This window comes from Dyella mobilis (assembly GCF_016904945.1).
Classification (GTDB): Bacteria; Pseudomonadota; Gammaproteobacteria; order Xanthomonadales; family Rhodanobacteraceae; genus Dyella_B; species Dyella_B mobilis.
The window spans coordinates 42028-54557 of the sequence record NZ_JADIKF010000030.1; the positions used below are offsets into that span (position 1 = coordinate 42028).

Here is a 12530-nt window from a genome sequence, read left to right on the forward strand (position 1 = left end):
GTTGCGACCCAGCCCTTCTCCCCTGAGGCTCAACCCAGTCTGAAAAACTTGCCCGGCACGCCCTGGAAACCGACCGCATTGGCCACGTGCAGGCCCTTTTCATAGGAAAAGCTTTTGTCGGTAGTGGGCTGGAAGAACTCGATGAAATCGAGGCTGCGCTTGCTGAGCACGAATCCGCCGATCAACGGATGGTTCATCGCATACATCACCGGGGTCAGCGCCATCATCGCGCTGGCTGGCACGCCGATCAGATGTTCTTCCAGATCGCCGCTCTGCTGGCTGTGCTGCGGATAGAACCACAGCGGCGTGCTCACGAACAAAAAGGCATTCGGGCCCATGCTGGTCAACAGCGTACGCAGCAACCATCTTGCGGTATCGGCCGTCAGATGCTCGATGACGTCGAGCAGGCAGATGATGTCGTACTGGGCAAAGCGATCCGACGGCACCGCCTGCGCCAGGCCGTGCCACACGTTGCGATAGATTTTCCGCTCGAACAACGCCGGATGGTTGCAACTGCCTTCGAAACCGTCGACACCGTCCACCGACCAGTGTGCGGTCTGCGGATTGGCCTTGATCACCTCGCCAAGATTTCCCTTGCCGAACCCAATATCCAGCACCTGCACCTTGGCGGCGTTGTCCTGCAGGATGTGAAAGATCAGCTCTTTGGGCGAAGCCGATTCGCCCGCCGGCATCAGCGTGGAATTGACGATGGGGTCGATGACCTCATAATCCTTGACGATTTGTCGCAACATGGCTTTGCTCTAGAAATAGTGTGCGCAGGCATCAGCCCTGCAGATAATTGAACAGGCTCGTACCCTGCACCTTCGCAAACACCTGCTGCGACGCCTGCAAGGCGGTCGATTGCAGCGACAGATTGCTGATCGCCGTCGCCATGTCCACGTTTTGCACGTCCGACAGAGCGCTTTGATAGGTGAGGCCGAGATCGGAGTAATCGGTTTGTTGCTGCTGCAAGGTATCCATGCGGCTGCCCACGGCAACCTGCGTGGTGGATACGCTGCTCATCGCCTGGTTCAGCGATTCGAGCTGGCGGTTGAGCGTATTGCTCAACTGCGCCGAACTGCCACCGTTTTGCAGCGCATTGATCATGTTGTTGAGCGTGGTGAACACGTCCTGCGTGTTCGCCGCCGAATCCGATTGCACATTGACGGTATCGCCCGCCGCCGGCGTGCCGCTCATGGTGATGGACATGCCGTCGAAACTGATGCTGCCGCCATCGGTGTAGGTACCGGTGATCGGATTGCCGCTGCTGTCGGTAACCGGGTTGCCTGCCGCATCTGTCACCGCATAGGTGCCATTGGCACCGAAGGTGATGGTGTCGTTGATCGGACCGGACGCCGTCGCAGACTGGAAAGCGCTGGTGCTGGCCACGCTGTTCGCGCCAACGACCAGGGTACCGGTATTGGCGCTGCCCGCGCTGGAAACGAACGAACCGTTGCCGGCCGCCAGGTTCATGAACAACGAGGAGCCGGGATCGCCATTGGCAACCTGCAGGCCCGAGCCGACCGCCGCGTACGACGTCTCATCGTTGCCGGCATAGGTCACCGCACCGGAACTGCTGTTCATCACGAACGGCGAGGTGGTGTTGCTGGTGCCTGCAAACAATGCCTGTCCGTTGGCGTCGCTGGTATTGGCCAACTGCACCAGCTGATCGCGGTACTGCGAAAGCTGGGTCGCCATGTTGCTGAGGTCGGTGGGAGACATCGCGCTGTTCATCGCGCTGAGCGCGACGTCGTTCACGCTGTTCAGCAGATTGCTGACCGAACTGAGCGTACTGGTCTCCGTCGACAGCCGCGTGTTGGCGCTGTTGATGTTGGTGGTGTACTGGGTGTTTTCGGCCAGGATGTGGTTCAGGCCGACGATCTGCGCGGCGCCGACCGGATTGTCGGAAGCCACGTTGATCGCGTTGCCCGTACTGACCTCGTTCTGCGTCTGCGACAGCTCGGCCTGCTGGTTGAGCATGGTGCTGAGCGACTGCTGATACATCCAGCTCGTAGAGATGCGCATCATGATTAGCCGTCCTGTATCGCGGTGATCAGACTGGAGAACAACTGCTGCGCGGTCGAGATCACCTGCGCCGAGGCTTGGTAGGCCTGCTGGTACTGCACCAGGTTGGCGGCTTCCTGGTTGAGGTTCACGCCGGCCAGACTTTGCTGGTTGCTCGCCGCCTGGTTGTACAGATTGGTTTGCGTGGTCAGATCGGAACTGGCCGAGCTGCCCGCATCGCCGATCTGCGTGGTGAGGTTGGAGTAGCTGGTCACCACCGAAGTCTTGCCGCCATCCAGCACACCGGTATCGGAAAGCGACGCCAGCGCCAGCGCGTTGGCATTGCCGTTGAGGCCGCTGGTGTTGGCTGCGACGGTGAAACTGTCGCCGCTCGCCGGCGTGCCGGTAAGGCTCATGCTCCAGCCATCGGCGGTAATCGGTTGACCGGCGGTATAGGTACCGTTGGTGGTGTTGCCGGCACCGTCGGTGATCGTATACGTGCCGCCTGCGCCGAATTTGATGGTGGCGCCGGAAAGCAGGTTGGCATTGGCGGAATTGGTGACGCTCACCGTGCCTGCCACGCCGGTACCCGTATTGCTGGTGGCGGCGGTCGCGGCCAGCGCAGACGTCGCGGCGATGCCGCTGGGGCTGGTCATGCTGACGGCGAGCGACGTTGCCGCGTTGCGCGTGGGTTCGATCTCGTAGCTGTCGCCCTTCTGTGCCGTGCCAGAGACGTTGAGCGTGAGTCCATCGGCGGACAGGCTGCCATTGGCATTCGCGGTCAGTGCCACGCTTTGTCCGCTGGTGGTGTTCAGGCTCCAGCCGTTGGTGCCGGTGCCCGCACCGGTGTAAGTGAGAACGTAATCGGAGCTGGTCAGTTGCGATACGTCGCTGATCGATGCACTGACGGTGGCGCCGTCGGTGGAATTCTTGCTGGAGGGCAACACCGCCGGCGAGCCGACGCTGAATATCGCCTGGCCTTGCTGGCCGTTGAGATCCAAACCCTGCGCCTGCTGTCCGTTGACACTGGACGCCAGGGCGATCGCCGACTCGCCCAGCGCATTCTGCGCGGGCTCGAGCACGGTATTGCGATAGCTGATCAGCGCACCCAGGGTGCCGCCGCTCATCTGCGAGGTGACGTCGTTGCCGGAGCTGTCGAATACGTCGGTGCTGCCCGGGTCGTATTGATTGGCACCCGAGGAGAGCGCGTACGACTGCGCGCCGCTGACCAGGGTTCCACCTGCCGAGGTGTACACGCTGATCGAGCCGTCGCTGTTGGTCGCCGCGGAGATTCCGGTAAGCCCGGCAAGCTGCTGCACGAGACTGTCGCGCTGGTCCAGCAGGCTGTTCGGCGCGCCGCTGGTGCCGGTCTGCGCGGCGATCTGGCCGTTCAGCGAGGCAATCTGCGTCGCGATATTGTTGATGCTGGTAACGGTGTTGCCGATCTGCTGATTGACCTGCGTCGACTGCTGACTGAACTGCTGGCCCAGCGTGTTGTATACGCTGGCCAATGACGACGCGCTGCCCAGGGCCGCCTGCCGCACCGACGAGGAACTGGGCGAATTGGCGACGTTGCTGAAGCTGCCGTAGAAGTTGTCCAGCGCCGTCTGCAGATTGCCGCTGTTGCTCAGCAAGCCATTGAGCGTGCTGGTAAGGGTGTTGGTGGTGGTGGCGCTCTGCAGGCTGCTGTTGCTGCTCCACAAGGCGCTGGTCAGGTACTGGCTATAGGCGCGCTGCACGGACACCACGTCCACACCGCTGCCGATGGTGTACATGCCGTTGCTCTGCGTGACGCTTTCCACCTGCTGCACGCTTTCCTCGCTGTAGCCGCTGGTGCTGGCGTTAGCGATGTTGTTGCTGACCGTGCTCAGCGCGACCTGGGCGGCGTTCAACCCGGAAATGCCGATATTGAGCATGCTGGAAGACATGAAGCGTTCCTTGGTGGCTGATCTTGGTGCGAGCGATCCTCATAGGTCACGCTCAGGGTGTCGGCAGAGAGACGGATTTCTTGAGCGCGTCCAGCGCCTGGCGCATCATCGGGCTGTTGGCGATGGCCGCGACTTTGCTGGCGTAGGAGGGGTCGGTGGCGTAGCCGCCCTCGATCAGCGCCTTGGCGTAACCCAGCACGTCGTCGCCCCGGCCGCGCGCCTGCGCGTAACGCGGGTTGTTGTTGATCAGGTCGGCGTAGTCGGCCAACGATTGCGCCGTGGATGCATACGAACGGAACTGCGCCTGCTTGCGCACCGCAATGCCGCCTTCGTATTCCACCGTCGGCACGTTCACGCGGGCGCCATCCCAACTGCTGCCGGCCTTGATGCCGAACAGGTTGAAACTGCTGCTGCCATCGGAATGCGCGGGCATGTGTTTGCCCCACTGCGTTTCCAGCGCGGCCTGCGCCAGCACGGCGCGTACCGACAGACCCAGCTGCTTGGCGACGATGCTGGCCTGCGGCGCGAGTTCGCGCACGAAGGCCTCGGCGTCGGCGGGCATCCACGCGGTGGCTTTTTGCGCGGTGGACCGTGCCGAATCGCCCAGGTCGTAGAGGCGCTGCTTCCAGTTGTCGAGCTGGCCGGTGGCCGACGGATCGACCATACCGGCCTTGTGATCCGCACCTTGCGCGCTGCTGTGCCCGCCGAGCTGCTTGACCAGCATGTCGGCGATACCCAGGCCCCTGCCGTGCTGGGAAAGATTGAGCGAAAGCTGCTGGTCGTACATATCCTGCCATTGATCGCCGGCCTGGCTTTCGAACAGCGGATCACCGAAGTTCGCTTCGCGCATCGACTTCAGCAGCATCTGGGTAAACATGGCTTCGAACTGCTTGGCCACCACCGGCAGCGTCGAGTTCTGGTCGGTCTCCGCCTGATGACGCAAGGCACTGAACCCGGACAAGTCTGTCCAGGTGCTCAGGCTTTGCGCAGCGGCGTTGCCGATATCGGCCATCAGATGACTACCAGGTCCGCGTGCAAGGCGCCGGCTTGCTTCAGCGCTTCGAGAATCGAAATCAGATCCGTCGGCGTGGCGCCAACCTGATTCACCGCGCGCACGATCGAATCCAGGCTCACGCCCGGGCCGAACTTAAACAAGTGACCGCCGTCCTGGTTGACCGACACCTGGCTGTTGGGCACGACGGTGGTCTGGCCATTGCTGAATGGCGCCGGCTGGCTGACTTGCGGTTGTTCGCTGATGGTCACCTGGATGGAACCGTGTGCCACGGCGGCTGCGCTCACGCGCACATCGGAACCGATCACCACCGTGCCGGTACGCGAATTGACGATCACGCGTGCCGGTGCATCGCCGGGACTTACGTCCATCGATTCGATCGCACCCAGCCACGCCACTTTCTCGCCCGGATCCACCGGACCGCGCACCGACACCGAACCGCCGTCGAGCGCACGTGCCGTGCCGGCACCGTAGAGATGGTTGATCGCTTCGACGATGCGATTGGCGGTGACGTAATCGGCGGTGTTCAAGTCCAACACCAGGTCGCCACCGTGGGAAAACGAATTGGGCACCGTGCGTTCCACCGACGCACCGTTGGGAATGCGGCCGCTGGCGGAAATGTTGATCTGCACGCTGGAGCCGCTACGGCCGGACGCGCTGACGCCGCCGACCACTACGCTGCCTTGCGCCACGGCATACACGTTGCCGTCCGCACCGCGCAGGGGCGACATCAGCAGCTCGCCGCCGCGAATGCTCTTGGCGTTGCCGATTGAAGCCACGGTCACGTCGATGGTCTGGCCCGGCTTGGCAAACGGCGGCAGTTCAGCCGTGATGGTCACCGCGGCCACGTCTTTCAGCTGCGGCTGGATGCCGGTGCTGGGAATGGACACGCCGAACTGCTTCAGCATGTTTTCCAGGCTTTGCGTGGTGAACGGTGCCTGTGTGGTCTGGTCGCCGGTGCCATCGAGACCGACCACCAGGCCGTAGCCCACCAGTTGGTTGCTGCGCACGCCGGCGACCTGCACCAGGTCGCGGATTTTATCGGCGTGCGCCGCCGGCATGAAAGCGCATAGCGCAACCAGCATCGCAACAATTCCTGCAACCTTTGCCCCCTCTCCCCTCCGGGGAGAGGGCTGGGGTGAGGGGCCGGTCTTGCGACCATGCTCACTTTTTTTGCGATGAAAGATCTGCATGCTTTTGTACTCGAAAAATGGAGTGCTTCGCGAGATTGGCCCCTCACCCCAACCCTCTCCCCAGAGGGGAGGGGGAGAAGGGAGAATCAGAACGGCATCCACTTGGAATTGAAGAATTTCGCCAGCCAGCCCTGCGTATTGGCCTGGTCGATGGTGCCGCGGCCGGTGTAGGTGATGCGCGCATCGGCCACGCGAGTGGAGTCGACGGAGTTGTCCTGCGCGATGTCTTCAGGACGAATGATGCCGGAGAGGCGAATCAATTCCTGGCCCTGATTGATGGTCAGCCACTTTTCGCCGCGCACCATCAGGTTGCCGTTGGACAGGCGCCGCGACACGGTAACGGTGAATTCGCCGGTCAGCTGGTTGCTCTGCGTGCTGCTGCCCGCGCCATCGAAGCTGTTGGCGGAATTGAGTGCGGAATTCGCTGCCGCACCACCGCCCACGCTCAGCGAATGGCCGAGGATTTCCGGCGCACCGACATTGACCTTGTCGGTCTTGCTGGTGGTGGTCTCGGATTTCTTGCTGGCCTGCATCGCCTCGACCAGATTGATGGTGAGAATGTCGCCAATGCGATGTGCGCGCGGATCGTTGAACAACTCCATGTTCTGCATGTCGTGGTAGATCGAACCGTCGGCGGGCGCCGGTTCCTGCTGCGTCACCGGTGCGGTGGCGGCCCACTCGGCGTCTTCCTGTTTCTGCCGCTGCTGAATGCCCGCACAGCCGGCAAGCATGGCGATAACCAGTGCCGCAACGACGAGACGCACGTGCATGGATGGATGAGACATAGGAGTACTACTCAGGTTTTATTGATGACGAACTGCAGCATGTCGTCGACGGCGCTGATCGACTTGGAGTTCATCTCGTAGGTACGTTGGGCCTGGATCATGTTGACCATCTCCGCCACCACGTTGGTGTTGGACGATTCCAGCGAGCCTTGCGCGAGCGTGCCCATGCCGTTGATGCCGGGCTGCCCGGTCTCGGCCGTGCCGCTGGATTCGGTTTCCAGATACAGGTTCTGCCCCATGGCCTCCAGGCCCGCGGGGTTGACGAAATTGGCCAGCTGGATCACGCCCAGCTGGGTGGCCTTGGTGGAACCGTTGCTGGTCGCGCTGACCGTGCCGTCGGTGCCGATGGTGATGCTGTTGACGTTGTTTGGCAGCGTGATCGACGGCACCAGCGGATAACCGTCGGCGGTGACCAGCTGGCCGGTGGAATCCTGGTGCAGCGAACCGTCGCGCGTGTACGCCACGGTGCCGTCCGGCAGGCTGACCTGGATGAAGCCGTTGCCCTGGATCGCCACGTCCAGCGGATTGCCGGTCTGCGTGACCGCACCCTGGGTGAACAGCTTTTCGCTGCCAACCACTTTCACGCCGGTACCCAGCAACAGGCCCGAGGGTGCCTGGGTCTGCTGCGTGGTCTGGCTGCCTGGCTGGCCTTCGTTTTGATACATCAGATCCTGGAACGATGCGCGCGAAGCCTTGAAGCCGGTGGTGCTGGCGTTCGCAAGGTTGTTGGAGATGACGTCCATCTCCGTCTGCTGCGCATCCAATCCGGTTTTGGCAATCCAAAGTGAGGAAAACATCGCTTAACTCCGTTCGTAGGCTGCGTCAGCTGTTCTGCAGCAGTTTGGTGCTGTCGTCCGCGTCGTCTTCGGAAGTCTTGATCGAGCGCACCTGCATTTCGTATTGGCGCGACAGCGAGATCATCTTCACCAGCTCAGAGGAGGCATTGACGTTGCTGGCTTCGAGCGCGCCGGGCGTTACTGTGACGGTCGGATCCGCGTCAGCGGTGCTGCCGTCGTTCATGTGCATCAGGCCATCCGAACCCTCGGTCATCTGGGTGGGATCGGGATTGACCAATTTGAGCTGGCCCACCGCCGCAATGGTGTCGGGCCCCTGCCCCATCGGCACGGTGGAAATGGTGCCGTCCTTGCCGACCGAGATCGATGCGCTTTGCGGAATGCTGATCGGACCCGCGGCGCCCATGACGGGATTGCCGCGGCTGTCGGTGAGATTGCCTTGCGAATCCATTTGCAGGTTGCCGGCGCGCGTATAAGCCTCGCTGCCGTCCGGTGCCTGCACCGCAATCCAGCCCGGACCGTTCACGGCTACGTCGAGCGAACGGCCGGTTTGCTGGATGGTGCCCTGCGTATCGTCCTGCCCTTCGCCCTGCGCCACCGCGTTGATGCGCGTATTGGCGCCCGGGCCGAGCACCGGCACGCTCTGAAACGCGCTGAGCTCGGACTTGAAGCCGACCGTGGAAGCGTTGGCCAGGTTGTGGCTGACCGCTTCCTGCGCACGCATCGTCTGCGTGGCGCCGGTCATTGCGATGTAGACGGAACGATCCATGGGTCAGGGCCTTAGGGTGTCGTTTAACCGCGGTCGACAGCCTGGAACAGCGCCTGATCCAGCGAGCTGACCGTGCCGAGCATCTGTGAGTTGGCCTGGTAGTTCTGCTGCGCCTGGATCATGTCGACCAGCTGCGCCGTGGTGTCGGAGGTGTTGGAGGTTTCCAGCTGGCCCTGTTCGATGTCGCCGAACTGACCCGTGCTGGCCGTACCCATCACGGCCGTACCCGAAGCCTGCGTGCCCACCCAGTTGTTGTTGCCCACCTGCTGCAAACCCTGCAGGTTGGAGAAGTTGGCCACGGCAATCTGGCCGAGCTGGGTGGTCTGGTTGTTGGAATAGATCGCGGTGACGATGCCGTCGGTGCCGATTTCCACGTTCTCCAGCGTGCCGGCTTCGTAGCCGTTCTGGTTGATCGTGCCCGGCGCGTAGGCGGTACCGAACTGCGTGGTGTTGGACATATTCACCGTCAGCGGACTGGACAGCGTGGCGCCGTTGGAAAGCGCCGTCGGCGTGAAGCTCAGATTGCCGTTGGCCGGGCTGGTCAAGGCGCCTGCACTGTTGAAGGTCAGCGCCTGCGTGCCCGCGCTCTGTCCATCGATGTACAGATTCGCGTTCCAGGTGTTGTTGCCGGTCTTGACGTAGTAGATCGATGCCGAATGCGCGCCGCCCTGCGAGTCGTAGATGGTCAGGGTAGAAGCGTTGTTGTAGCTGTTCGGATCGGTCGGGCTGAACGTCGCGTCGGTGGGAAGGGCGGCCGAGGCCGGCAGGTTGGAGCTGGCCGTGATGGTGCTGGTCGGCGTCGCCGCACTCTGCGCGGTGTTCAACTGCAGGTTGGTGAGCGTGCTGGTGTTGAAACCGCCGGCGGCATTGGGCGGATACACCTGCAGGTTCGCGCCGGAGGACGTCACCACGTTGCCGTTGGCATCCTGGTGGAAGGCGCCGTCGCGGGTGTACTGATTGCCGCTGCCGTTATTCACCACAAAGAAACCGTTGCCACTCATCGCCATGTCCAGGCTGCCGTTGGTGGTTTCCAGGTCGCCTTGTCCGAACTGCTGCGCCACGCCGGTGAGTTCCGCGCCGCTGCCCACAGCCACCGAGCTCAGGTTGAGACCGGTCACCGCGTAGACTTCGGAGAACTGCGCGGTGGAGCCTTTGAAGCCCACCGTGCCCGCGTTGGCGATGTTGTTGGAAATGACGTTGAGATCCGCCTGAGCCGCGTTGATGCCGCTGAGTGCCTGATTGAGAGCCATGCTGTATTCCTCTGGAGTTGATGACGGCGGGCGATGCGCGCCGACCTCAGTTGATCTGTGCGACCTGGCTCAGCGGCACGCCGCCGACACCCGCCACTTGCACGTAAGTACCGGTGCTGCTGCCGCCGTAACCGACGCCGGTCACCGAACCGGCGGCGTACGTGGTCAACGACGCGCTGCTGCCACCGCTGTTGGCCGAAATGCTGTAGGTGCCGTTGGCCACCGTGTTGCCATTGCTGTCCTGGCCGTTCCAGCTGAACTGCGAAAGGCCGACCTGCTGATTGCCCAGGTCATAGCTGTTGACGGTGTTGCCGTTGCTGTCCTTGATGGTGACCACCACGTCGCCGGGGGTGGTGACATTCACCGCACCGCTGGCAGTACTGCCGCTGTATTCGAGCGTGGTGGACGGCACCAGCACCTGCTTGCCGACCAGGTTCGCGGCGCCGAGCACCTGCGAGGTCTGCATGCCGCTGCTGACGTTGCTGCTCAAGGTCTGCAGATTGGTGTCGATATCCTGAGTCGAGGACAACGTTGCAAACTGCGCCAGTTCGGCGGCCATCTGCGAATTGTCCATCGGCTGCGTGGGATCCTGGTTTTGCAACTGCGTGGTGAGCAATTGCAGAAAGTCCGACTGCGACATGATCGAGCCGCTGGGCGTGCTCGTGACGGTGCTGCCGGTCAGGCTGAGGCCCGATGTGGAAAGACTGGAAGTGGCGCTGCCTATGGCGGACATGCAATGGCTCCGGATCAGTTGCCTAGATCAATGGTCTTGATCATCAACTGCTTGGTGGTGTTCATGACTTCGACGTTGTTCTGATACGAACGCGATGCAGAGATCATGTTCACCAGTTCATCGATGGGATTGACGTTGGTGCCGTACACGTAACCGTTGGCGTCGGCCATCGGGTTGCCCGGCTCGTAATGCGATTCGACCGGCTGCTGGCTTTCGGAAACGCCAAGCGTGCGCACGCCGTTGTTGACCTGGCTTTCCTGCGAAGCGAACGGACCGTCGCTTTCCTGCGTCGGCGCAAACAGCAGCTCTTTCGCCTTGTAGGCACTGTCGGGGCTGCTGCTGACACTGTCGGCATTGGCAAGGTTGCTGGCCACGGTGTTGAGCCGCAGCGATTCGGCAGCCATGCCGGAACCGGCGGTATCGAATATCTTCATCAGCGACATCAGCTTTGTCCTCCACCGTTGATGGCCAGGCGCAGCGTCTGGATCGCGCTATTGATGAAGCTCAGGCTGGCCTGGTAATGCACCATGTTGCTGGCATAGGCCGACTGCTCCACCTGCGAATCGACGGTATTGCCGTCCATGCTCGGCTGCAGCGGCACGCGGTATTTCAAGGCGTCGGCCGATTGCGTCGTGGTGTTGATCTGGCCCTGCGTGGGCGTATTCAACTCGAGGTTCGAGGACGACGAATCGCCGCTGGCCTGTTGCAGGACCTGGCGGAAGTCGACATCGCGCGCCTGGTAATTGGGCGTATCGGCGTTGGCGAGGTTGGAGGCAATCACTTCGGAACGGCGCTGCCAGACCTCCAGGGCCTGGCTGCTCAAACCGAACACGTTGTCGAGGGTATTGCTACTCATGACGGATTCCCCGCAGCACTGACTGCTTGCGTAGGGTCACGAGCAAGTTGTATGCCACGCGTCAGAAACCGCGTGGAGCCGCCCTTTTCGCCCTCGCGGGCGTTTTCGCCGCCTGCGCGGCGACGTTATACCGGCGCGGAAGGACGGATTTCCGACATCGGCGTGACGCGGGCGGCGCCGTCAATTTGTTGACGTGCGCCGTGCTTTCAACTCCCTATTCCTTTGGGGAGAGGGAGTCAGTCATTGCGCCAACATCATTTCTATTACCGTCTTGGCCAGCAAATCCGGCTGGAATTTCGCGATGAAGCGATCCGCGCCCACGTCGCGCACCAGTGTTTCGTTGAATACGCCGCTCAGCGAGCTGTGCAGCACTACCTTCAAAGAACGCAGCGTGGGTGTGTCGCGGATGGCGCGCGTCAGGGCGTAGCCGTCCAGGCGCGGCATTTCAATGTCGGAGAGCACCACGGTGATTCTTTCGTCTTCGCCGTCGGCCATACGCTTGAGCAGTTCCAGGGCCTCCTGGCCGTCCTGGGCCACCACGCATTCGATATCCATCTGCTTGAGCAACTGGATGATGCGCAGGCGCGCCACGGTGGAATCGTCCACGACCATGATCCTGCGCGGCGAAAGATCGTGCAGATCCGCCTGCTGCTGGATGCGCGGCGACACGTCGGCCGCGGTGCCTTCGATGGTGGCCAGCACGTGCTCCACGTCGACCACGGCCATCAACTGACCCTCGATGCGCGTGACCGCGTTGACCCGGCCGCCGAACCCCAGCGTGGGCGACGGCGCCTCGAGCGATTCGCCCGTGCAATGCACGATGCGCTGGAAATCCGCCACCAGGAAGCCCTGCACCGAACGGCTGAATTCGGTCACCACCAGATGCGCCGAATGGTCGTTTTCCAGCGGCGGATAGCCCAGCGCGGCCGCCAGGTCGATCACCGGGATGGTTTTGCCGCGGTAGTCGAAGCTGCCGGCAAGCAGCGGATGCATGCCCGGCAGCTTTTCCAGCGCCGGCTTGCGCAGCACTTCGCGCACCTTGAATACGTTGATGCCGAACAACTGCGCCTGGCCCAACCGGAACAGCAGCATGGCCACGCGGTTGTGGCCGGCCAGCCGGGTGTGACTCTCCACGCTGTCCAGCAGTGCCGCGCCGCCCATGGGAATTCCTGTATTGCTTTGGTCTCGCCGGGTTATCGGCTCGCC

Annotated in this window: 13 protein-coding genes; all 13 read right to left on the reverse strand. The window is 62.4% G+C overall.

Going from position 1 to position 12530, the window contains the following annotated elements:
* Positions 1 to 29: 29 nt before the first annotated feature.
* Entirely contained in the window at positions 30 to 752 is a 723-nt protein-coding gene (locus tag ISS99_RS01140) for a methyltransferase domain-containing protein (protein WP_204629729.1), read from the reverse strand.
* A gap of 31 nt (positions 753 to 783) precedes the next feature.
* A complete protein-coding gene (gene flgL / locus ISS99_RS01145; protein WP_239537540.1) occupies positions 784 to 2028 on the reverse strand; it encodes a flagellar hook-associated protein FlgL in 1245 nt (414 codons plus the stop codon).
* Positions 2029 to 2030: 2 nt separating this feature from the next.
* Entirely contained in the window at positions 2031 to 3932 is a 1902-nt protein-coding gene (gene flgK / locus ISS99_RS01150) for a flagellar hook-associated protein FlgK (RefSeq protein WP_204629730.1), read from the reverse strand.
* A gap of 52 nt (positions 3933 to 3984) precedes the next feature.
* Positions 3985 to 4944, reverse strand: coding sequence for a flagellar assembly peptidoglycan hydrolase FlgJ (flgJ, locus tag ISS99_RS01155; RefSeq protein ID WP_204629731.1), 960 nt, complete (start codon positions 4942 to 4944; stop codon positions 3985 to 3987).
* Entirely contained in the window at positions 4944 to 6029 is a 1086-nt protein-coding gene (locus ISS99_RS01160; protein ID WP_204629732.1) for a flagellar basal body P-ring protein FlgI, read from the reverse strand. The genes flgJ and ISS99_RS01160 overlap by 1 nt, the downstream gene beginning before the upstream one ends.
* A 194-nt stretch (positions 6030 to 6223) precedes the next feature.
* Positions 6224 to 6922, reverse strand: coding sequence for a flagellar basal body L-ring protein FlgH (gene flgH / locus ISS99_RS01165; protein ID WP_239537541.1), 699 nt, complete (start codon positions 6920 to 6922; stop codon positions 6224 to 6226).
* A gap of 11 nt (positions 6923 to 6933) precedes the next feature.
* Positions 6934 to 7719 carry a flagellar basal-body rod protein FlgG gene (flgG, locus tag ISS99_RS01170; RefSeq protein ID WP_204629733.1) on the reverse strand — a complete coding sequence of 262 codons (786 nt, stop codon included), beginning with the start codon at positions 7717 to 7719 and terminating at the stop codon, positions 6934 to 6936.
* 25 nt (positions 7720 to 7744) lie between these two features.
* Entirely contained in the window at positions 7745 to 8485 is a 741-nt protein-coding gene (gene flgF / locus ISS99_RS01175; protein WP_204629734.1) for a flagellar basal-body rod protein FlgF, read from the reverse strand.
* A 23-nt stretch (positions 8486 to 8508) separates the two neighbouring features.
* Positions 8509 to 9735 carry a flagellar hook protein FlgE gene (gene flgE / locus ISS99_RS01180; RefSeq protein WP_204629735.1) on the reverse strand — a complete coding sequence of 409 codons (1227 nt, stop codon included), beginning with the start codon at positions 9733 to 9735 and terminating at the stop codon, positions 8509 to 8511.
* 46 nt (positions 9736 to 9781) lie between these two features.
* Entirely contained in the window at positions 9782 to 10468 is a 687-nt protein-coding gene (locus tag ISS99_RS01185) for a flagellar hook assembly protein FlgD (RefSeq protein ID WP_204629736.1), read from the reverse strand.
* Between the two features lie 14 nt (positions 10469 to 10482).
* Positions 10483 to 10911 (reverse strand): flagellar basal body rod protein FlgC, encoded by a 429-nt coding sequence (gene flgC, locus ISS99_RS01190; RefSeq protein WP_204629737.1) that lies wholly within the window; start codon positions 10909 to 10911, stop codon positions 10483 to 10485.
* Positions 10911 to 11324 carry a flagellar basal body rod protein FlgB gene (flgB, locus tag ISS99_RS01195; protein WP_204629738.1) on the reverse strand — a complete coding sequence of 138 codons (414 nt, stop codon included), beginning with the start codon at positions 11322 to 11324 and terminating at the stop codon, positions 10911 to 10913. Before flgB ends, flgC begins: the two co-directional genes overlap by 1 nt.
* 240 nt (positions 11325 to 11564) lie before the next feature.
* Positions 11565 to 12485: a chemotaxis protein gene (locus ISS99_RS01200; RefSeq protein ID WP_204629739.1), complete on the reverse strand. Its 921-nt coding sequence runs from the start codon at positions 12483 to 12485 to the stop codon at positions 11565 to 11567.
* Between the last annotated feature and the right edge of the window lie 45 nt (positions 12486 to 12530).

Coding starts and splice junctions, on each gene's coding strand:
- ISS99_RS01140 (WP_204629729.1), bottom strand. CDS start 752: ATGTTGCGACAAATCGTCAAGGATTATGAGGTCATCGACCCCATCGTC.
- flgL (WP_239537540.1), bottom strand. CDS start 2,028: ATGATGCGCATCTCTACGAGCTGGATGTATCAGCAGTCGCTCAGCACC.
- flgK (WP_204629730.1), bottom strand. CDS start 3,932: ATGTCTTCCAGCATGCTCAATATCGGCATTTCCGGGTTGAACGCCGCC.
- flgJ (WP_204629731.1), bottom strand. CDS start 4,944: ATGGCCGATATCGGCAACGCCGCTGCGCAAAGCCTGAGCACCTGGACA.
- ISS99_RS01160 (WP_204629732.1), bottom strand. CDS start 6,029: ATGCTGGTTGCGCTATGCGCTTTCATGCCGGCGGCGCACGCCGATAAA.
- flgH (WP_239537541.1), bottom strand. CDS start 6,922: ATGTCTCATCCATCCATGCACGTGCGTCTCGTCGTTGCGGCACTGGTT.
- flgG (WP_204629733.1), bottom strand. CDS start 7,719: ATGTTTTCCTCACTTTGGATTGCCAAAACCGGATTGGATGCGCAGCAG.
- flgF (WP_204629734.1), bottom strand. CDS start 8,485: ATGGATCGTTCCGTCTACATCGCAATGACCGGCGCCACGCAGACGATG.
- flgE (WP_204629735.1), bottom strand. CDS start 9,735: ATGGCTCTCAATCAGGCACTCAGCGGCATCAACGCGGCTCAGGCGGAT.
- ISS99_RS01185 (WP_204629736.1), bottom strand. CDS start 10,468: ATGTCCGCCATAGGCAGCGCCACTTCCAGTCTTTCCACATCGGGCCTC.
- flgC (WP_204629737.1), bottom strand. CDS start 10,911: ATGTCGCTGATGAAGATATTCGATACCGCCGGTTCCGGCATGGCTGCC.
- flgB (WP_204629738.1), bottom strand. CDS start 11,324: ATGAGTAGCAATACCCTCGACAACGTGTTCGGTTTGAGCAGCCAGGCC.
- ISS99_RS01200 (WP_204629739.1), bottom strand. CDS start 12,485: ATGGGCGGCGCGGCACTGCTGGACAGCGTGGAGAGTCACACCCGGCTG.